Source organism: Salmonella sp. 741265050_HSA (assembly GCF_046569445.1).
In the GTDB taxonomy this organism is placed as follows: domain Bacteria; phylum Pseudomonadota; class Gammaproteobacteria; order Enterobacterales; family Enterobacteriaceae; genus Salmonella; species Salmonella enterica.
The window spans coordinates 844,240-863,242 of record NZ_JBKFSV010000001.1 but is presented as its reverse complement, the minus strand read 5'-3'; the positions used below and the strand labels follow the sequence as shown (position 1 = coordinate 863,242).

At 52.9% G+C, this 19,003-nt stretch carries 19 protein-coding genes; 8 read left to right on the top strand and 11 right to left on the bottom strand.

All coding sequences use genetic code 11. From position 1 onward, the window contains the following. Nucleotides 1-78: 78 nt before the first annotated feature. From ACLD4F_RS04295 to ACLD4F_RS04285, 3 genes are all read left to right on the top strand, one after another. On the top strand, nt 79-525 hold the full coding sequence (locus ACLD4F_RS04295; RefSeq protein WP_043991145.1) for a YcgN family cysteine cluster protein: 447 nt from the start codon (nt 79-81) through the stop codon (nt 523-525). 351 nt (nt 526-876) lie between these two features. Beyond that, nucleotides 877-1,014 (top strand): hypothetical protein, encoded by a 138-nt coding sequence (locus ACLD4F_RS04290; protein ID WP_001540194.1) that lies wholly within the window; start codon nt 877-879, stop codon nt 1,012-1,014. 192 nt (nt 1,015-1,206) lie between these two features. Then, a complete protein-coding gene (locus ACLD4F_RS04285; RefSeq protein WP_001083583.1) occupies nt 1,207-1,380 on the top strand; it encodes a GnsA/GnsB family addiction module toxin in 174 nt (57 codons plus the stop codon). A gap of 71 nt (nt 1,381-1,451) precedes the next feature. Here ACLD4F_RS04285 and ACLD4F_RS04280 read toward each other — a convergent pair whose 3' ends face one another. From ACLD4F_RS04280 to nhaB, 3 genes are all read right to left on the bottom strand, one after another. Next, the gene (locus ACLD4F_RS04280; protein WP_000018967.1) at nt 1,452-1,793 is read right to left on the bottom strand and encodes a DUF1971 domain-containing protein; all 342 of its coding nucleotides are present in this window, start codon (nt 1,791-1,793) and stop codon (nt 1,452-1,454) included. A gap of 108 nt (nt 1,794-1,901) precedes the next feature. Beyond that, a complete protein-coding gene (gene dsbB / locus ACLD4F_RS04275) occupies nt 1,902-2,432 on the bottom strand; it encodes a disulfide bond formation protein DsbB (protein ID WP_000943475.1) in 531 nt (176 codons plus the stop codon). A 141-nt stretch (nt 2,433-2,573) separates the two neighbouring features. Then, nucleotides 2,574-4,118 (bottom strand): Na(+)/H(+) antiporter NhaB, encoded by a 1,545-nt coding sequence (gene nhaB / locus ACLD4F_RS04270; protein ID WP_079944950.1) that lies wholly within the window; start codon nt 4,116-4,118, stop codon nt 2,574-2,576. A gap of 219 nt (nt 4,119-4,337) precedes the next feature. On the opposite strand from nhaB, the gene fadR reads away from it, so the two are divergent. Further along, entirely contained in the window at nt 4,338-5,057 is a 720-nt protein-coding gene (gene fadR, locus ACLD4F_RS04265) for a fatty acid metabolism transcriptional regulator FadR (RefSeq protein WP_000234826.1), read from the top strand. A 46-nt stretch (nt 5,058-5,103) separates the two neighbouring features. On the opposite strand, the gene ACLD4F_RS04260 is transcribed toward fadR, so the two are convergent. Continuing rightward, on the bottom strand, nt 5,104-6,636 hold the full coding sequence (locus ACLD4F_RS04260) for a SpoVR family protein (protein WP_000190832.1): 1,533 nt from the start codon (nt 6,634-6,636) through the stop codon (nt 5,104-5,106). 322 nt (nt 6,637-6,958) lie between these two features. Here ACLD4F_RS04260 and ACLD4F_RS04255 point away from each other — a divergent pair, with 322 nt between their 5' ends. Both ACLD4F_RS04255 and dadX read left to right on the top strand, forming a co-directional pair. Further along, a complete protein-coding gene (locus ACLD4F_RS04255) occupies nt 6,959-8,257 on the top strand; it encodes a D-amino acid dehydrogenase (RefSeq protein ID WP_411010686.1) in 1,299 nt (432 codons plus the stop codon). A 13-nt stretch (nt 8,258-8,270) separates the two neighbouring features. Further along, a complete protein-coding gene (gene dadX / locus ACLD4F_RS04250; RefSeq protein ID WP_023993320.1) occupies nt 8,271-9,341 on the top strand; it encodes a catabolic alanine racemase DadX in 1,071 nt (356 codons plus the stop codon). 61 nt (nt 9,342-9,402) lie between these two features. On the opposite strand, the gene ACLD4F_RS04245 is transcribed toward dadX, so the two are convergent. After that, on the bottom strand, nt 9,403-11,136 hold the full coding sequence (locus ACLD4F_RS04245; RefSeq protein WP_411010685.1) for a potassium/proton antiporter: 1,734 nt from the start codon (nt 11,134-11,136) through the stop codon (nt 9,403-9,405). A 96-nt stretch (nt 11,137-11,232) separates the two neighbouring features. Beyond that, entirely contained in the window at nt 11,233-12,147 is a 915-nt protein-coding gene (gene ldcA / locus ACLD4F_RS04240; protein ID WP_000051606.1) for a muramoyltetrapeptide carboxypeptidase, read from the bottom strand. Between the two features lie 170 nt (nt 12,148-12,317). Between ldcA and emtA the strand changes: the two genes are divergently transcribed. After that, nucleotides 12,318-12,929, top strand: coding sequence for a membrane-bound lytic murein transglycosylase EmtA (gene emtA, locus ACLD4F_RS04235; protein WP_050960264.1), 612 nt, complete (start codon nt 12,318-12,320; stop codon nt 12,927-12,929). Between the two features lie 13 nt (nt 12,930-12,942). Here emtA and ycgR read toward each other — a convergent pair whose 3' ends face one another. After that, on the bottom strand, nt 12,943-13,677 hold the full coding sequence (gene ycgR / locus ACLD4F_RS04230; RefSeq protein WP_114047110.1) for a flagellar brake protein YcgR: 735 nt from the start codon (nt 13,675-13,677) through the stop codon (nt 12,943-12,945). Between the two features lie 168 nt (nt 13,678-13,845). Between ycgR and ACLD4F_RS04225 the strand changes: the two genes are divergently transcribed. Then, nucleotides 13,846-14,100, top strand: coding sequence for a GlsB/YeaQ/YmgE family stress response membrane protein (locus ACLD4F_RS04225; protein WP_000511320.1), 255 nt, complete (start codon nt 13,846-13,848; stop codon nt 14,098-14,100). 62 nt (nt 14,101-14,162) lie between these two features. Here ACLD4F_RS04225 and ACLD4F_RS04220 read toward each other — a convergent pair whose 3' ends face one another. From ACLD4F_RS04220 to appB, 4 genes are all read right to left on the bottom strand, one after another. Next, a complete protein-coding gene (locus ACLD4F_RS04220) occupies nt 14,163-15,875 on the bottom strand; it encodes an alpha,alpha-trehalase (RefSeq protein ID WP_000612829.1) in 1,713 nt (570 codons plus the stop codon). Nucleotides 15,876-16,088: 213 nt separating this feature from the next. Next, nucleotides 16,089-17,363 (bottom strand): Glu/Leu/Phe/Val family dehydrogenase, encoded by a 1,275-nt coding sequence (locus tag ACLD4F_RS04215; RefSeq protein ID WP_001526439.1) that lies wholly within the window; start codon nt 17,361-17,363, stop codon nt 16,089-16,091. A gap of 394 nt (nt 17,364-17,757) precedes the next feature. Continuing rightward, nucleotides 17,758-17,847, bottom strand: a complete 90-nt coding sequence (cbdX, locus tag ACLD4F_RS04210) for a cytochrome bd-II oxidase subunit CbdX (RefSeq protein ID WP_000270301.1) — start codon at nt 17,845-17,847, stop codon at nt 17,758-17,760. Between the two features lie 12 nt (nt 17,848-17,859). Continuing rightward, nucleotides 17,860-18,996: a cytochrome d ubiquinol oxidase subunit II gene (gene appB, locus ACLD4F_RS04205; protein ID WP_000888108.1), complete on the bottom strand. Its 1,137-nt coding sequence runs from the start codon at nt 18,994-18,996 to the stop codon at nt 17,860-17,862. Nucleotides 18,997-19,003: the final 7 nt, after the last annotated feature.

Sequence of the window (19,003 nt, the reverse complement as noted above, 5' to 3'; positions counted from 1 at the left end):
CTTCAGCGGCGGTAAAACTTGCATCTGCAGGCCAGACTGGTTATAAGGTGCAGCTTTAGTGCAATGGCGGATACTTTAATGAGCGATACACCTTTCTGGCAACGTAAAACCCTGGATGAAATGACCGATGCCGAGTGGGAGTCGCTGTGCGATGGCTGCGGTCAATGCTGCCTGCATAAGCTGATGGATGAAGATACAGATGAAATCTACTTCACCAACGTGGCGTGCAGGCAATTAAATATCAAAACGTGCCAGTGCCGTCATTATGAACGCCGTTTTGAATTTGAACCCGACTGTATCAAACTCACTCGCGAAAACTTGCCAGGCTTTGAATGGTTGCCGATGACCTGCGCCTACCGTTTGTTAGCGGAAGGTAAGCCCTTGCCGACGTGGCATCCGCTGCTGACTGGATCGAAAGCCGCTATGCATGGCGAGCGAATTTCTGTCCGTCATATCGCGGTTAAAGAATCTGAAGTACGGGACTGGCAGGATCATATTTTAAATAAACCGTCGTGGGCAGAATAAGTCTTCGACAAAACGGCTGATTGTTTACAATTCTTTAATTTACGCCGGGCGGCCCCTGAAACCAGGAATTGCGTGCAAATTCCGTCACCTGGCGTTATCACCGCCTTCTATTCCTCCCTCACGCGCCTTGTCGCTGCGCTCGCGCACGTATGGCGGCGACTCTATACTTTCAAAGCAGTATATCGCTGCCTATCCTGAGGAGTTACCCCATGAATAACCAACCGTTGCGCGTTTCAAAGGATCAGCCCAGGAAGCCTGATAAGACACCCGAAGACGAAGGAAAAAATCCAAAGAAAAACCAAAAGTAGTGCTGTAGGGTATCTTTAATAACTATGGTTCGTTGGAGGCTTTATGTCTGAACGTCCTGATTTAGTCGATCCATTACCAGAGGATGACCCGCTTCCTGGTGAAAATATTCCGGATACGCCAGAGGGAGACGATCCTCTCGACCCGGATACCCAGAATGAGGTTGAAGATCCTCGTAGATAGCGACTTGTGCTATTAACCAACCGCCTGATGCAGCTCCTGTGCCAGGCGGTTTTTTTACATCTTTCAAAGTGAAACATCCTGATAACTCTCAGAAAGATAGCCTATAATTTTTTGTACGTTAAAATAGTAGCGCGTCCATGACGACACTGTCTTATTGCGCTTAGCCGTTTGCGAGTTCAAAGGAGGAAATCAATGAACAGCGAAGAGTTGACACATAAAGCAGAAGAGGAAATCGCGGCACTCATTAGCAAAAAGGTCGCCGAACTACGGAAGAAAACCGGGCAAGAGGTTTCCGAAATAGAGTTCGTGCCGCGAGAAACGATGAAAGGGCTTGAGGGATACCACGTTAAAATTAAACTACTCTAGCGTTTAATTAGCGCCATTAATCACCTGGCTACTGGGCGGGACGCCGCCCAGTGGTGACTGCTTTACCGATGTCAGGCTTTTTTCTGTTGATACATTTCCTCGCCCTGATGGTCTTCCTCTACCCAAAAATGAATGTTGAACCGCGCATCATCGCTCAGCTCTACCCGATGCCAGTATTGCGGCGGACTGGTGGCGAATTGCCCGGCATTAATCACCACTTTCACTTCGGGTTCTGTCGCGGTTTCATTCGCAAAGCCATAGTAGGTCACGGTGCCTTCCATCACGCAGAGTTGTCCGAAAACGCCTGCCGCTGTGTTGTGATGAGAGAGCAGTGCCGCCGGAACATTCTCTTTGGTGAAAAAGGGGGTAGAGCGTTTAACTTTCCAGTTTGCCGGGATGCGTAAGTGGGACATAAGACATCTCCCTGATGTGGTGATTAAAAGATGTATTTAATATACGCTTTTTAATCACTGGCAAACAACGCTTCGGGCAAAAAAAACGCTCCCGAAGGAGCGTGTGTATCAACGACCGAACAGGTCGCGTTTTTTAGGCTTAAATGCCTGGGCTATGACGACGGCTATCGCCACCACAAGGTAAGCGGCAAAGATCCCCAACAGCCATTGCGGCATCTCCAGCGTTAAAAACGACCACTGGCGTTCGGCGCAATCACCGGATGCCACAAACACCTGCGGCAGCCATTTACCCAACGGCAACCAGTCTGGAAAGCGCGCCATAAAGTCACAGGTCATGAACGGCGAGGGATGCAACTGAATCATCGTATGTTCATACGCCAGTTGTAGACCCCGCCAGGCGCTGTAAATCCAGATAACCATTGCCACGTATCGCAGCGGCGTTTTCGGCGCTATTGCGCCGACCAGACCCGCGCCCATCACGCCAAACAGGGCACAACGTTCGTAAATACATAGCACGCAAGGTTTAAGTAACATGACGTGCTGGAACCACAGCGCCACCATTTCCAGCGCCAGGGCGGTAAACGCCATCAGTAACCATGCGCCCCGACCCCGTGAGCACTGGTTTAAAAATCGCAACATAATAATTTCCCTGCAACATGCGTAGAGACCGCAGTGTAAACCAATTCAATTCGTGCGCCACTAGCGGGAAATGAAATAATGTGTAATTGGATAATTATCAGGCAAAAATCGGAGCCGGGCGGTGTATTGCCCGGTCAAACGTTACGAAAGCGTTGCTAACCATCCTGCCTGAGTCATCCATTCGGTGACCGGCGCAAGAGTGAATTCGACGCACAGTAGCCCTATCAGGGTCAGTACGATAGTGTACGGTAACGCCATCCAGACCATACGGCCATAGGAGAGACGGATTAACGGCGCCAGCGCGGAGGTCAGCAGAAATAAGAATGCCGCCTGACCATTTGGCGTCGCTACCGATGGCAGGTTAGTACCGGTATTGATGGCCACAGCTAACAGCTCAAACTGTTTTAAGCTGATTGCGCCGTTTTCCATTGCCGCCTTCGCTTCGTTGATATAAATGGTGCCGACAAAGACGTTATCTGAGATGGAAGACAACAGGCCGTTAAAGAGATAGAACAGCGTTAGCTGCGCGTGTTCAGAGGCTTGCAAGACGAACTGAATAATCGGCGCGAAAAGATGTTGATCGATAATAACCGCCACAATGGAGAAGAAAACGGTTAACAGCGCAGTAAACGGCAGCGACTCGGTAAACGCTTTGCCGATGGCGTGTTCATCGGTTACACCCGTTAACGCGGTGGCCAGAATAATGACCGACAGACCAATCAGTCCCACCTCCGCGAGATGGAGGGCGAGGGCGGTAACCAGCCAGACGCCAATAACCGCCTGGACTATTAGTTTAATTTTATCCTGGCGGGTGCGCTTCTTACGGCTTTGATCGTCGAATTGCTGCAAGACGTCACGGACTTTTTCGGGCAACGTTTCGCCATAGCCAAACCAGCGCATTTTCTCGACCAGCATACAGGTTAACAGTCCACATATCAGTACCGGGACGGTGACAGGCGACATCCGTAAAAAGAAGTCGCCGAAATGCCAGCCAGCCGCTTTAGCGATGATCAGGTTTTGCGGCTCCCCGACCATGGTCATGACGCCGCCCAGCGCCGTCCCCACGCCCGCATGCATCATCAGGCTACGCAAGAATCCGCGGAATTGCTCCAGCACCGTTTTGTAATGCGGATCGATATGGCTGTCGTCCAGCATATCGTTCTCTTCGCCGCGCGATGAGGCCACACGATGGTAAATCCCGTAAAAACCGACGGCGACGCTGATCACCACCGCGACGACGGTAAGCGCGTCAAGGAAAGCCGACAAGAACGCGGCGGCGACGCAAAAGGCCAGCGACAGAACCATCTTCGAGCGAATACTGAGTAACAGACGGGTAAAAATAAACAGCAATAACTGCTTCATAAAGTAGATGCCTGCCACCATAAACATCAGCAGCAGCAAGACTTCCAGGTTGGCGGCAACCTCTTCACGTACATGGGCGGCGCTGGTCATGCCGATGATGACGGCTTCAATGGCCAGTAACCCGCCGGGCAGCAGGGGGTAACACTTTAACGCCATCGCCAGGGTGAAGATAAACTCTGCCACCAGTAGCCAACCGGCAACAAAGGGATTAGCTAAGAAAATAAATGGGTTAACAATTAAAAAGACAAGTAGTGCCAGTTTGTACCAGTCGGGCGACTGGCCTAAAAAGTTGCGCCACATGGCGCGACCCCATGAGATCTCCATGAAATTTTTCCTTACCTAGAAAAATGAAATAGCGTTTTTATGTTTAAACACAGAGAGTAGCGAGCGCGACGAATGCAAGCAAGTCCTTAACGATATTGGCAGGCGATATCAGAAATGGTGCCTTGATCCCCTTTTTCTTCATTGCGTCCGCTATCAGGTGTTACGCCCGTCTGGTATGATGAGTACAACTATGTTTTGCTGTGTAATGGAAATCTCACTATGGTCATTAAGGCGCAGAGCCCGGCGGGTTTCGCGGAAGAGTATATTATTGAAAGTATCTGGAATAACCGCTTTCCTCCTGGCACGATCTTACCGGCAGAACGAGAACTCTCCGAACTGATCGGCGTGACGCGCACGACATTACGCGAGGTGTTACAGCGGCTGGCGCGAGATGGCTGGCTGACCATTCAGCATGGCAAACCGACAAAGGTTAATAATTTTTGGGAAACGTCAGGGCTGAATATCCTTGAAACGCTGGCCCGCCTTGACCATGAAAGCGTTCCGCAACTGATCGACAATTTGTTGTCTGTGCGTACCAATATTTCTACTATCTTTATTCGTACCGCATTGCGTCAACACCCGGATAAGGCGCAGGAAGTGCTGGCCACTGCCCACGAAGTGGCCGACCATGCCGATGCATTCGCCGATCTGGACTATAACATCTTTCGTGGTCTGGCATTTGCCTCCGGCAATCCTATTTACGGCTTGATCCTGAACGGCATGAAAGGGTTATACACCCGCATTGGTCGCCACTATTTCGCCAATCCGGAAGCGCGCAGTCTGGCACTGGGTTTCTATCATAAATTATCGTCGTTATGCGAGCAGGGCGCGCACGACCAGGTGTATGAAACGGTGCGGCGTTACGGGCATGACAGCGGCGAGATTTGGCATCGGATGCAGAAAAATCTGCCCGGCGATTTAGCGATTCAGGGACGATAATCCCGCGATGCCCGGTAGACGCAAACACTACCGGGCAGCATCTCGATTACAGCGTGTTCATGCGCGGCGGACAACGCTCCAGCAGTTCTACGCTGCCATCCTCATTTTGTTGCTCCAGCATCACATCAAAGCCCCATAACCGATGCACATGTTTCAGCACCTCTTTGCGGCCTTTATCCAGCGGCGCGCGGTTATGCGGGATATAACGCAACGTCAGCGATCTGTCGCCGCGTAAATCCACATTCCAGACCTGAATATTCGGCTCCAGGTTGCTCAGGTTATACTGTGACGACAGTTTTGATCGAATCTCCCGATAACCTTCTTCGTTATGAATGGCGGAGATCTCCAGATAATTATGCCTGTCATCATCAAGTACCGTGAAGAAACGGAAATCACGCATCACTTTTGGCGACAGGAACTGGCTGATAAAGCTTTCATCTTTAAAATCGCGCATGGCGAAGTGCAGCGTTTCCAGCCAGTCGGAACCGGCAATATCCGGAAACCAGTATTTATCTTCATCCGTGGGCGACTGACAAATACGTTTGATATCCTGGAACATGGCAAAGCCGAGCGCATAGGGGTTAATTCCGCTATACCAGGGGCTATTATAGGGCGGCTGAAATACGACATTGGTATGGCTGTGTAAAAACTCCAGCATAAAGCGTTCCGTCACTTTGCCTTCATCATACAGATGGTTCAGGATGGTGTAGTGCCAGAAGGTCGCCCAGCCCTCGTTCATGACCTGCGTCTGTTTCTGCGGATAAAAATACTGGCTGACTTTACGCACGATGCGCAGAATTTCGCGCTGCCACGGCTCGAGCAACGGGGCGTTTTTCTCCATAAAATAGAGCAGGTTTTCCTGCGGTTCAGCGGGAAAGCGGCGTGCTTCGGCGACAGTTTTTTCTTCCTCGCGTTTTGGCAGCGTGCGCCACAGCATATTCACCTGGCTTTGTAGATACTCTTCCCGGCTTTTTTGTCGCGCTTTCTCTTCCTGCAACGAGATTTTCTGCGGGCGCTTATAGCGATCGACGCCGTAATTCATCAGCGCGTGGCAGGAGTCGAGCAGTTTTTCTACTTCATCCACTCCGTAGCGTTCTTCACAGCGGGTAATGTAATTTCGGGCGAAAATCAGGTAGTCGACGATAGAGCTGGCATCCGTCCAGCTCCGGAAGAGATAATTATTTTTAAAAAAGGAGTTGTGGCCGTAACAGGCGTGCGCCATGACCAGCGCTTGCATGGTGATGGTGTTCTCTTCCATCAGGTAGGCAATGCAGGGATTAGAGTTGATCACAATTTCATAAGCCAGTCCTTGTTGACCATGCTTATACAGACGTTCCGTCTCAATGAACTTTTTGCCAAACGACCAGTGCGGATAGTTGATCGGCATCCCGACGCTGGAGTAGGCGTCCATCATCTGTTCGGAAGTGATGACTTCAATTTGGTGCGGGTAAGTATCCAGTTGGTAGAGTTTCGCCACGCGGTCTATCTCTGCCAGATAGACATCCAGCAGATCAAATGTCCAGTCGGGTCCATCGCTCAAACGTGTGGTGTCCTTGTTCATGGAATCAATCGTTGCCATTCGCGCACCCTCATTGTTGGCGACGCTCTCTGTATGGAGCGCCTCCTTTCAAGCATAGAACACCATGTTAAAAAACGACTTGATCGTGAAAACTTTTCTTTGCGATTTCCTCCACATTGAACGGCAAAAAATCGGGTATTGGCATCATTTTATGCTGTATAGCCATGCCGCGTAGCAGGAGATCCCAAACCAGTGGGATCGCTTGTCTTTAGGGTATATGTGAAGCACGTCACCATAAAAAAGTCATATGTTGAATAATATTTTCATCTGGGTTATCAAGATGTAATCAGAAGATTGTTCTTTTACTATTAACGGAGTGGCTATGCGAGTTGTCATCCTGGGGAGTGGCGTAGTTGGCGTGACCAGCGCCTGGTATTTGAGTCAGGCGGGGCATGATGTCACCGTCATCGATCGCGAATCCGGCCCGGCGCAAGAAACCAGCGCGGCGAATGCCGGACAAATTTCACCGGGATATGCGGCGCCCTGGGCGGCCCCTGGCGTACCGCTGAAGGCGATAAAATGGATGTTCCAGCGCCATGCGCCGCTGGCGGTGCGTCTGGATGGCACCCCGTTTCAACTGAAGTGGATGTGGCAAATGCTGCGTAACTGCGATACCCGGCATTATATGGAAAATAAAGGCCGCATGGTGCGTCTGGCGGAATATAGTCGCGACTGCCTGAAAACGCTACGCGCCGCGACCGGTATCGAATATGAAGGCCGCCAGGGGGGAACGCTACAACTCTTCCGTACCGCGCAACAGTATGAGAACGCCACCCGTGATATCGCCGTGCTGGAAGATGCCGGGGTGCCGTATCAGCTCCTGGAATCCAGCCGACTGGCGGAAGTTGAACCCGCTCTGGCTGAGGTTGCGCATAAATTAACCGGCGGGCTGCGCTTACCGAATGATGAAACCGGGGACTGTCAGCTTTTTACCCAGCGTCTGGCGCGCATGGCGGAGCAGGCGGGCGTAACCTTTCGCTTTAATACTCCCGTGGAAAAATTACTGTACGAAAATGATCAGATTTACGGCGTGAAATGCGCCGATGAGATCATTAAAGCAGATGCGTATGTCATGGCGTTTGGATCGTATTCGACGGCGATGCTTAAAGGCATTGTTGATATCCCGGTGTATCCGCTGAAAGGCTATTCATTAACCATCCCAATCGTCGAGCCAGACGGCGCGCCGGTATCGACGATTCTTGATGAAACCTACAAAATCGCTATTACGCGTTTTGATAAGCGTATTCGCGTGGGGGGAATGGCGGAAATCGTGGGCTTTAATACCGACTTACTGCAACCGCGCCGCGAGACGCTGGAGATGGTTGTGCGCGATCTTTTTCCGCGCGGCGGTCATATTGAGCAGGCCACATTCTGGACCGGCCTGCGCCCCATGACGCCGGACGGCACGCCGGTAGTAGGACGCACCCGTTATAAAAATCTGTGGCTTAATACTGGACACGGCACCTTAGGCTGGACGATGGCCTGCGGTTCAGGCAAGTTGTTAAGCGATATCTTGTCGGGTCGTACGCCAGCGATACCCTACGACGATCTGAGCGTGGCGCGATACCGTTCCGATTTTACGCCCACCCGCCCGCAACGTTTGCATAGCGCGCATAACTGATAAAGGAAGTGAAATGACCCGCCCTATACAGGCCAGCCTTGATTTACAGGTAATGAAACAAAATTTGGCTATTGTGCGCCGGGCGGCCCCGGAGGCGCGCGTCTGGTCGGTAGTGAAAGCCAACGCCTACGGCCACGGTATTGAACGCGTCTGGAGCGCGCTGGGCGCCACAGATGGTTTCGCTATGCTCAACCTTGAAGAGGCGATTACCCTGCGTGAGCGCGGGTGGAAAGGGCCGATATTGATGCTGGAGGGGTTTTTCCATGCGCAAGACCTGGAGGCGTATGACACTTATCGGCTGACCACCTGCATCCACAGTAACTGGCAGTTGAAAGCGCTGCAAAATGCGCGGCTTAACGCGCCGCTGGATATCTATGTCAAAGTCAACAGCGGCATGAACCGACTCGGTTTTCAGCCTGAGCGGGCGCAGACCGTCTGGCAGCAATTGCGGGCAATGCGCAATGTCGGTGAAATGACCCTGATGTCACATTTTGCTCAGGCCGATCATCCGGAAGGTATCGGGGAGGCGATGAGGCGTATTGCGCTGGCGACAGAAGGCCTGCAGTGTTCATACTCGTTATCAAATTCGGCAGCGACGCTGTGGCATCCCCAGGCGCATTATGACTGGGTCAGGCCGGGCATTATTTTGTACGGCGCGTCGCCGTCAGGACAGTGGCGGGATATTGCCGATACCGGACTAAAACCCGTGATGACGCTGAGTAGCGAAATTATTGGCGTGCAGACGCTGAGCGTTGGTGAAAGGGTAGGCTATGGCGGAGGGTATTCTGTGACTCAGGAACAACGCATTGGCATCGTCGCGGCGGGTTATGCCGATGGCTATCCACGCCATGCGCCGACCGGGACGCCCGTGCTGGTGGACGGTATCCGTACCAGAACAGTAGGCACCGTTTCAATGGATATGCTGGCGGTGGATTTGACGCCGTGTCCGCAGGCGGGAATCGGCACGCCGGTTGAATTATGGGGCAAAGAAATTAAGGTCGATGATGTCGCCTCTGCGGCAGGCACGCTGGGCTATGAGCTACTGTGCGCCGTAGCGCCGCGCGTGCCGTTTGTGACAACGTAACCTAACTCAGGCTAAGGCGTCGACCGGTCCACCGGGGGCGGGTCGACGTTGTCCGACGACCTTATTCTGCTTCGTCTTCGGCGACGCGTACCCCAATCTTGCGTACCACGTTATCTTCTTTTTCAGCTACCGTCCAAATCATGCCGCCAAACTCCACCTGATCGCCAACGACCGGCGCAGCGCCCAGCAGCTGCTGTATGATTTCACCCAGAGTTTGTTGTTTATCCCGGTATTCCGTTCCTTCTTCCAGCCCGTAGATAAGCGCCACGTCGGCGAATTTCGCGTTCGCTTCGAGGATAAAATCGCCAAAGAAACGCTGATCTAACGAAACCGGCGGCGACTGGCTAAACAATTTGCCCAGCGCTGGCAGATCGCGCTCCCGGCCAATCACGCAGAGTACGTCGCCTTCCTGCAGGCGAGTGCTACCCGTGGGGTGAAACAGTTCATTATTGCGAAATAGCGCGGCAATGCGGGTTTCGTTCGGCATATGCAGGTCGCGCAACGCCGCGCCGACGCACCATTTGTCGGCGCTCAACTGATAGATGAATTGCTCCCACGGATTATCAGGATGGATGTCAAGCCCCACGCGCGATACTGGCCAGCCAACCGGAGGCACGACCACTTTGGCTCTCTTCGCCGCCCATGACAGCGATGTTCCCTGCAGGAGCAGCGACACCAGTACCACAAAGAAAGCGACATTAAAGAACAGGCGAGCGTTTTCAAGCCCGGCCATCATCGGGAAAACGGCGAGAATAATCGGCACCGCGCCGCGCAGTCCGACCCAACTGATGAAAATGCGCTCCCGAAGATTGAAGCCGCGAAAAGGCAGCAGGCCGGTAAACACCGACAATGGGCGGGCGAAGAAAATCATCCAGATAGAGAGAATAAGCGCAGGGACGGCAATCGGCCACAGATCGGAAGGCGTCACCAGCAGTCCCAGGACCAGGAACATGGCGATCTGCGCCAGCCAGGCCAGTCCGTCAAAGTTTTGCAGGATGCCGTAACGGTTGCGAATCGGACGGTTTCCTAACAGGAATCCGCACAGATAGACCGCGAGAATGCCGCTGCCTTCAAGCGCGGTCGTCAAAGCAAAAATCAGAATACCGCCGCTGAGCGCCAGCATCGGATACAGGCCGCTGGGCAGAGAAATACGGTTGATCATCTGCTGTAGCAGGTAACCGCCGCCCAGGCCAAAAACAATACCGAGACCGAACTGCTGGATAATATGGACGGCAAACATCCAGTCCAGACCGGTTTCATGTTTCTGGATCATCTCAATTAATGTAATGGTCAGAAAAACGGCCATCGGGTCGTTACTTCCCGATTCGATCTCCAGCGTGGAGCCTACACGTTCGTTTAGCCCTTTGCCGCCAAGCAGAGAAAAGACCGCTGCGGCGTCAGTGGAACCGACTATCGCGCCGATAAGCAGACCTTCGATAAGATCCAGATGAAACAGCCAGGCGGCCATCATACCTGTTAACCCCGACGTGATCAGCACGCCGAGCGTCGCCAGCGACAGCGCGGGGCTCAGCGCTACCCGGAAAGAGCTGGCCTGGGTGCGCATGCCGCCATCGAGTAAAATAATCGCCAGCGCCAGGTTACTGACCATATAAGCGAAAGGATAATTATCGAAAGGAATACCGCCAATGCCATCCACACCCGCTAACATCCCAATGGCGAGGAAAATGACCAGAATCGGGATACCCAGTCGCGATGAGAATGAACTTAACAGGATACTGCTGGTTACAAGGATGGAACCTAAAATAAATAGACTAATAATTGTTGCAGCATCCAACGTTTTATATCTCCTGACTCACACGACTTCGTATTATTTAACATTAACATAATAACGGCCAGGGCAGCGTTTTACTTAGCCTGTCGGGGACTTTTTTTACAATTGCAGCGTAGGATGGCCAGATAAAGTGAGTTGAGTCCCCTGGCGCGTATTTTTAAGCGTCGCGTTTGCCCCGATAGGGAGCGTCACCGTACGCTGTTCATGCCCGAAGTCGAGACCGGTAATCAGCGGAACGGACAGACGGGAACGTAAAAACGCGTAGACGCTCTCCAGAGAATAGCCGGCGTCATACTCGTTGGGCGCCGCGCCGCTAAAGCTGCCGAGAACGATGGCGCTCTGGCGGTTTAAAATTCCGGCGTACTCCAGTTGCAAAAGCATACGCTCCACTCGGAAAGGATGCTCATTGACATCTTCCAGCACTAAAATTCCTTTATCGATAGTCGGCATCCAGGGCGTACCGATAAGGGAAATCAACATCGCCAGATTTCCGCCCCATAAGGTGCCTTGTACGTCGCACTGAGGGCCGTCGCCTTGCCACTCTACGGTAAATTGCGCCTTGCGTAGCGCCAGCCAGAAATGTTGCTCGGTGAACGTATTCAGCGTTTCGGCGCCAAAATTTGCCGCCAGCATAGGACCGCTAAAGGTGATGACATTGGCCTGCGCCAGGAGTCCAGCCTGAATCGCCGTAAAATCGCTATGACCGCAAATCAGTAAGGGATCGCACTGTTGCCGGGAGGCGAGCGCCTGCCAGTCGATACGATCCAGCAATCGGCTGGCGCCATAGCCGCCGCGAACCGGCATGACGATCGTATCCGGCGAAGTTAGCGAGGCCAGCGAATTAACATCGGCCAGCCGTTCCGCGTCCGTACCGGCAAAACGCTGATAGCGGCGACGAATCACCTCGTCATTCTCCACCTGATGACCCGCGTCAGTCAGGCGCTGAACGCCGCGTAACGCGGCCTGTTGGTTAATACAGTAGCCCGAGGGGGCGATTAAATGAAACAGAGACATGGTAATTCCTTGCTGACAATAGAATGCAAATGTATATCATGCCGCATATATTAGGCGATGTCCCTCGTTGTGCGACGTTTCTGGATGCGCACCAGGGAGGCAACCTAAGTGCCTGGCCGGGGCGGTATGACCTCTTCGGCAGATAAGTTACGGCTATAAGGATAGATGACGTGAAATTAAGATGGTTTGCTTTTTTGGTAGTAATACTGGCTGGCTGTAGCTCAAAACAGGATTACAGGAATCCGCCGTGGAATGCCGAAGTGCCTGTAAAGCGTGCGATGCAGTGGATGCCCATCAGTGAAAAAGCCGGGGCGGCATGGGGGGTTGATCCGCATTTAATCACCGCGATTATCGCCATTGAATCCGGCGGCAACCCTAACGCGGTCAGTAAATCCAATGCGATTGGCCTGATGCAGTTAAAGGCGTCGACCTCCGGGCGCGACGTTTACCGTCGTATGGGCTGGCGTGGCGAACCGACCACCAGCGAGCTGAAAAACCCTGAGCGTAACATCTCAATGGGCGCGGCGTATCTGAGCATTCTGGAAAATGGGCCGCTGGCCGGCATCAAAGATCCGCAGGTGATGCAATATGCGCTGGTCGTCTCTTATGCTAACGGCGCAGGCGCGTTATTGCGTACTTTTTCATCCGACAGGAAGAAGGCGATAGAAAAAATTAACGATCTGGATGCGGACGAGTTTTTTGAACATGTTGTTGATAATCATCCCGCGCCGCAGGCGCCGCGCTATATCTGGAAGCTTCAGCAGGCGCTGGACACCATGTAGTTTAGCGTGAAGATTATTCTCGCACTTTATTCGCTCTTTCTCGGGCCTCGCGCTCAAGCGAAAAAATAATCCGCTGCAACTCCCGCTCCACCGCCGGGCTAACGTTAAGGAAACGAAAGCTCAGGCGGGGAGTGGTGATCGTTTCATTTTTCCCATCAATCACCTTACGCTCGCTGATGGCGATAAGCTGGGCGTCAACGTGAAGAATCCCCCATGGCCCCATGTTCAGTTCAACCTGGGAAAAGCGTGCGCCTTCGATTAGTCCGTCGGGGATGGCGGATTCCAGTAGCGCGCCCATGCCGCCCAGGGAAAGATCAAACAGGCGAAAACGTAACGTACGGGTGTCCGGTAGCGTGGTGACGCCGTAATAAGGCGGATACAGCGGCGCGCCAATGCGAAAATACTCCCGGCGCTGGATAAACCACAGTGACGACGGCAGGGGCGTGATAAAGGCCGGCAGCCGCTGATATTCGCCTGTAACGAGTTGCGGCAACGTGAACTCGACTTTTGCGCCCTGCGTTTCTGCGATAATGGCTACCTGCCCGGCACGTAATACGGCGCTATTTTCATATTCCTGGCTGCCGTAATCCACGATGAGTTTTTCCGGGTCTACCGCCAAAATTTTACTGATGAATTGACCATGCGCCCATGAAATACGCAGTGGAACCTGATTTTTATTTAAATCCCGTAGCACGCCTAATATCGCTAATGGATTTTTTTTCAGGAACTGCTCATTGTAACCACTCACACGAAATAACCCCTGATACGCAGACTATCGTTGGGTTATCGGCATCGGTAGAAAGAACTTAATAGCGATAAATAAATTTTTATGTCCGCGAGATAAATCAGTGTTCAGAAATGCGACGCTCGACTTTGCCTATACTTAAAACGTTTTTACTGGAAAGAGGGTTTGCAAATGGGAATTATCGCCTGGATTATTTTTGGTTTGATTGCCGGCGTTATCGCCAAATTGCTTATGCCGGGGCGCGATGGCGGGGGATTTATCCTGACCTGTATTCTCGGTATCGTCGGGGCGGTCGTTGGCGGATGGCTGGCGACGATGTTTGGTATTGGCGGCAGTATCAGCGGCTTTAATCTGCACAGTTTCCTGGTCGCCGTGGTGGGTGCGATCGTGGTGCTGGTGATTTTCCGCCTTCTGCGACGCGGCTAACCGCTGCAAAACGTGTAAGCGTTGACCCGGTCAGCGCCGGGTCAACCTACTATAAACACGCGTTACTGTGTCGCTGCAGACGGCGTTTTTGTCGGCGTTGCGCTTAACGATGCCGGACGAGTAGACGGTACGCTATCACACGGTTTTTCCTGCGGACAAATCAGATCGAGCATTTTCAGCGTCACGCCGTTGGTCCAGCCAAAGCCGTCCTGAAGGGGATATTCGCCGCCGCCACCGCCGGTTCCGGTACTGCTGACGTCATATTTTTCGACCAGTTTTTTCTCGCGATCGTAGGTGTGCTGCACATTGGTTAAAAAGCGCCAGGTGACTTCCATTGCTACGTCATCCTGCCCATAATTTTGCAATCCTTCGGCAGCGACCCATTGTAACGGCGCCCAGCCATTTGGCGCATCCCACTGCTGTCCGCTTTTAACCGAGGTGGTAGCCAGCCCGCCAGGCTGTAGCAGATGCGCCTGGGCCGCCGCTGCCACTTTCGCGGCGCGATCTTTCGCGGCGGCGTTTACATAGAGCGGGAACAGCGCGGCAGCGGTGAGTTGGTCACGGATTTTATTGTTCTGCAGATCGTAGTCGGCATACCAACCCTCTTTGTTATTCCACAGATGCATTTCAATGGCTTTTTGCCGCGCGTTGGCCAGCGCGTCATATTGCGAGGCTTTGGCCCGATCGCCCGCCGCAGCGCTGGCGCGGGCGAGGGTTTTCTCCAGCTGATACAGCAGAGCGTTAAGATCGACAGGGACAATCGTGGTGGTACGAATGGTACTGAGCTGCTGCGGATTATCCATCCAGCGGGAGCTGAAATCCCAGCCGGAGGCGGCGGCAGATCGGAGGTCCCGATAGATCTCCGTTGCCGGGCGGTTGGGGTTGCTTTTGGCGGTAGCGATATCTTCAACCCAGGATTCAGGGCGGGGCGTATCCCGATCGTCCCAGTAGCGGTTGAGAACGCTGCCGTCCTCCAGTTTGACGACGCGTTGGTTTTGTTGCCCTGGCTGCAATGTCTCAACGCCCTCCATCCAATAGGCGTACTCTTTTTGCAGTTGCGGCAGGTATTCTTTCAGCGCATCGTCACCTTCATGTTGCGCCAGTAACTCAACCATAAACGCAAAGAAAGGCGGCTGCGAACGACTCAGGTAGTAGGTACGGTTGCCGTTGGGAATATGCCCCCAGGCGTCAATTTCGTAACCAAAGTTCGCCACCATATCCGCCACTTTATCCCAGTGCCCGCTTTCCGCCAGCCCCAGCATCGTAAAATAGCTGTCCCAGTAGTAAATCTCTCTGAATCGCCCACCCGGCACGACATAGGATTCAGGCAACGGCAAGAGCGAGTCCCACTTTTCGACGTTTTTAGTTGAACGGGTCAGCACCGGCCACAGGCCATCAATATGTTCACGCAATGACTGCCCGGCAGGCGGGACATATTTTTCACCCGCTTTCGGCAGGGTGAAGTTAACATCAACAAAATGGCGCAAATCGAAGCCGGACTGGTTCCGCTGCATACGATAATCGGCAAGAATCATGAGCGGATCGCTATTAGGTATGGCGTCAGCAAAGGTTTTCTGATCGGGGAAGAGTTTTGCATTCTGGACATCATTAAAGAGCGGGCCAAGCAAAATATCCGGCGGCTGCGGAGTTTCAGTGTCGGAAGACGGGTCTGCGGCAGTCGCCGAAAACGATGCAAACGTCAGCAGCGTCCCTGCCAGCGCCAGTTTTATGGCTTTCTGCAGTAGAACAGAACGGCGAATCTCTGGGGGTATCATCAAGTTATCTCCTTAGCGGTGAGCCAAAGCCAACGGCATTTACCATGACAAAACCTTAGTCTACGATGACCAGATACGCGTGATTGAACCGCTATTTTGCGAACAAACAGACATTTTATTGAGACAGAATTTATCGGCGCGCGCGTGGAAAACGGGGTATACAGACAAAAAATCCACGCCGGGACGTGGATTTTAGCGCAATGATTTGTCGCCTTAACCTGGATAGATACCGCGATCTTTACGGGCCAGCAGAATGCGCTCACAGGCGACAATATAGGCTGCGGTGCGCAGAGAACAGGATTTCTCAGCCGCTTTCTCCCAGACATGGACGATAGCGTCAGTCATGATTTTGTCCATGCGCGCGTTGATCTCTTCTTCGCTCCAGAAGAAGCTGGCCATATCTTGGACCCATTCGAAGTAGCTGACGGTTACGCCGCCTGCGTTACAGACCACGTCAGGCACCACAAGGATACCACGGCTGGCCAGAACATCATCAGCATCCGGATAGGTCGGGCCGTTAGCCCCTTCCAGCACCAGCTTACACGTCAGGGCTTCCGCGCGCTGACGAGTTATCTGGCCTTCAAGCGCCGCCGGGATCAGAATATCCATCTCCAGACGCCAGAACGCATCGCTGGCGATAGTTTCCGCGCCCGGGAAACCGGCTATCTGTTTGTGTTCTGTCTGCCATGCCGTGAGCGCCTTCATGTCAATACCGGTGGCGTTAAACAGCGTTGCGGTATGATCCTGAATCGCCACGACACGGGCGCCAGCGCCTGCAAACAGACGCGCGGCTTCGCTGCCGACGTTACCAAAACCCTGAACCGCAACGCGAGCGCCTTCAACGGCGATATTCGCCCGACGCGCGGCTTCCAGCCCGCTGACGAAAACGCCGCGCCCCGTCGCTTTTTCACGGCCCAGCGAACCGCCAAGATGGATAGGCTTACCGGTGACGACGCCAGTGACCGTCGTGCCATGATTCATGGAATACGTATCCATCATCCAGGCCATCACTTTACCGTTGGTGCCGACATCCGGCGCAGGAATATCTTTCTGCGGCCCGATGATAATGCCGATCTCGCTGGTATAGCGGCGGGTCAAACGCTCCAGTTCACCTTCCGACAGCGAGAACGGATCGACGCGAATGCCGCCTTTGGCGCCGCCGTATGGCAGGTTCAGCGCGGCACATTTGATGGTCATCCATGCTGACAGGGCCATCACTTCATTGAGATCAACGTCAGGATGGTAGCGAACACCGCCTTTACCCGGACCTCGGGAGAGGTTGTGCTGCACGCGATATCCTTCGAAATGACGAATAGTGCCATCATCCATTTGTACCGGAATATCGACGATCAGAGCGCGTTTTGGGTGGCGCAGAGTATCCACCCAGGGGGATAACTCGCCCAGATAAGGGGCCACACGCTCGATTTGTTGCAGGTAGGTATTCCAGGCAGATGTGCTGCTATCTGAAGCGTAAGATAACTTATCCATGATAAACCTTAGTGATAAAAGTAATATGTTCTTTAATTGACCGTGGTACATAGTAGATCACACCATGTAGCGATAAATTTAACACTTTTTTAAACAATTAACTCAGATCAAAAATGGCAGGCAGTTGGATTTTCGTTATGATTTTGGATGGGAAGTGGTTAACTATCCGCTATAAGAGGTGATATATCGCTAATTATGCAATTAATTGCTTAAATATGCGTAATATGTGCAAGGCGGCTATTTGTCATAATTATGACGCACCTCTAAAAGTAAACATTATGATAACGACATGTATCAATGTTATGTCGTTCTGTCGGCGGGGAAACGTCTTCACCAGGCGCGTAAAAAGATAAAAATAACCGGAGTCAGACGGCGCTGGCCCCGGTTTACCTCTTTATTGTTGACGCGACTCAAGCCATACCAGCGCCAGCGTCGACAGTGAGCACATCAGCAGAATGCCGACAAACCACAGTAAATACCACATCGCTCCCGCTCCCTAATAAAGTTCATGATCGTTGCGGCGGAGGGTCTCCAGGTTGATACGCCCCAACATTTTGTAATAGCTCCATAGCGTATAGAGCAGTACGATCGGCAGAAAAATCAGCACAATCACCAGCATGATTTCGAGCGTCATCTGGCTGGAGGTGCTGTCCCACACCGTCAGGCTGGAGAGAGGACTAACACTCGACGGCATCACAAAAGGAAATAGCGTTATTCCGGCGGTAAAGATGACGCAGGCCTGGGTCAGGGAAGCGAACAGAAATCCACGAATAGTCTGACCGCGAAGGCAGGCATAGAAAGCCAGAATCGGCAGGATCATACCGAGCAACGGGATGATGAGCAGTAGCGGCGAGCCTATAAAGTGGTTCATCCATGCGCCAGGGAGTATCGCCACGCCTTTTAAGAGTGGGTTGGAAGGACCATTGGCATCCTGCGTGAGTAAGACAAAGCCATCAACGCCGGCCCACAGCCAGTAACCGGCCAGCAGGAAGCAGATCACGATCAGCAGCGCGCTGTGGCGGGTGGCCGACAGAGCCCGTTGACGAATAACGCCCTCCGTTTTCAACTGTAACCAGACGCCTCCTTGCATAATCACCAACGACAGACTCAATAATCCACACAGTAGGGCAAAGGGCGAGAGTAACTGCCAAAAGGTGCCAAAATAGTCAACATGAAGCTGCGGCGTGAAGGCAAACGGCACGCCTAAAAACAGGTTGCCGAACGCGATACCGAATACGACTGGGGGAACCAGGCTGCCAATAACCAGACCGGTATCCCACAGCGCGCGCCAGCGGGCATTGGCGATTTTTCCCCGATAATCAAAGGCCAGCGGGCGAAAGAAGAGGGCACACAGCACCAGGATCATCGCCACATAAAAACCGGAAAACGCGGCGGCATAGACCCGTGGCCAGGCGGCGAATAATGCCCCGCCCGCGAGAATCAACCATACCTGGTTTCCTTCCCAGTGGGCGCCGACGCTATTGATCAACACCCGGCGTTCGTCATCGTTGCGCGCTATCAGCGGGAGCAGGCAACCGACACCCATATCAAATCCGTCAGTTACCATAAATGCCACCAGGATGACGCCGATCAGCAGCCACCAAATGAACCGCAACGTTTCATAATCCAACATGATTGTC

Coding starts and splice junctions, on each gene's coding strand:
- ACLD4F_RS04295 (WP_043991145.1), top strand. CDS start 79: ATGAGCGATACACCTTTCTGGCAACGTAAAACCCTGGATGAAATGACC.
- ACLD4F_RS04290 (WP_001540194.1), top strand. CDS start 877: ATGTCTGAACGTCCTGATTTAGTCGATCCATTACCAGAGGATGACCCG.
- ACLD4F_RS04285 (WP_001083583.1), top strand. CDS start 1,207: ATGAACAGCGAAGAGTTGACACATAAAGCAGAAGAGGAAATCGCGGCA.
- ACLD4F_RS04280 (WP_000018967.1), bottom strand. CDS start 1,793: ATGTCCCACTTACGCATCCCGGCAAACTGGAAAGTTAAACGCTCTACC.
- dsbB (WP_000943475.1), bottom strand. CDS start 2,432: ATGTTGCGATTTTTAAACCAGTGCTCACGGGGTCGGGGCGCATGGTTA.
- nhaB (WP_079944950.1), bottom strand. CDS start 4,118: ATGGAGATCTCATGGGGTCGCGCCATGTGGCGCAACTTTTTAGGCCAG.
- fadR (WP_000234826.1), top strand. CDS start 4,338: ATGGTCATTAAGGCGCAGAGCCCGGCGGGTTTCGCGGAAGAGTATATT.
- ACLD4F_RS04260 (WP_000190832.1), bottom strand. CDS start 6,636: ATGGCAACGATTGATTCCATGAACAAGGACACCACACGTTTGAGCGAT.
- ACLD4F_RS04255 (WP_411010686.1), top strand. CDS start 6,959: ATGCGAGTTGTCATCCTGGGGAGTGGCGTAGTTGGCGTGACCAGCGCC.
- dadX (WP_023993320.1), top strand. CDS start 8,271: ATGACCCGCCCTATACAGGCCAGCCTTGATTTACAGGTAATGAAACAA.
- ldcA (WP_000051606.1), bottom strand. CDS start 12,147: ATGTCTCTGTTTCATTTAATCGCCCCCTCGGGCTACTGTATTAACCAA.
- ACLD4F_RS04225 (WP_000511320.1), top strand. CDS start 13,846: ATGGGAATTATCGCCTGGATTATTTTTGGTTTGATTGCCGGCGTTATC.
- ACLD4F_RS04220 (WP_000612829.1), bottom strand. CDS start 15,875: ATGATACCCCCAGAGATTCGCCGTTCTGTTCTACTGCAGAAAGCCATA.
- ACLD4F_RS04215 (WP_001526439.1), bottom strand. CDS start 17,363: ATGGATAAGTTATCTTACGCTTCAGATAGCAGCACATCTGCCTGGAAT.
- cbdX (WP_000270301.1), bottom strand. CDS start 17,847: ATGTGGTATTTACTGTGGTTTGTCGGCATTCTGCTGATGTGCTCACTG.
- appB (WP_000888108.1), bottom strand. CDS start 18,996: ATGTTGGATTATGAAACGTTGCGGTTCATTTGGTGGCTGCTGATCGGC.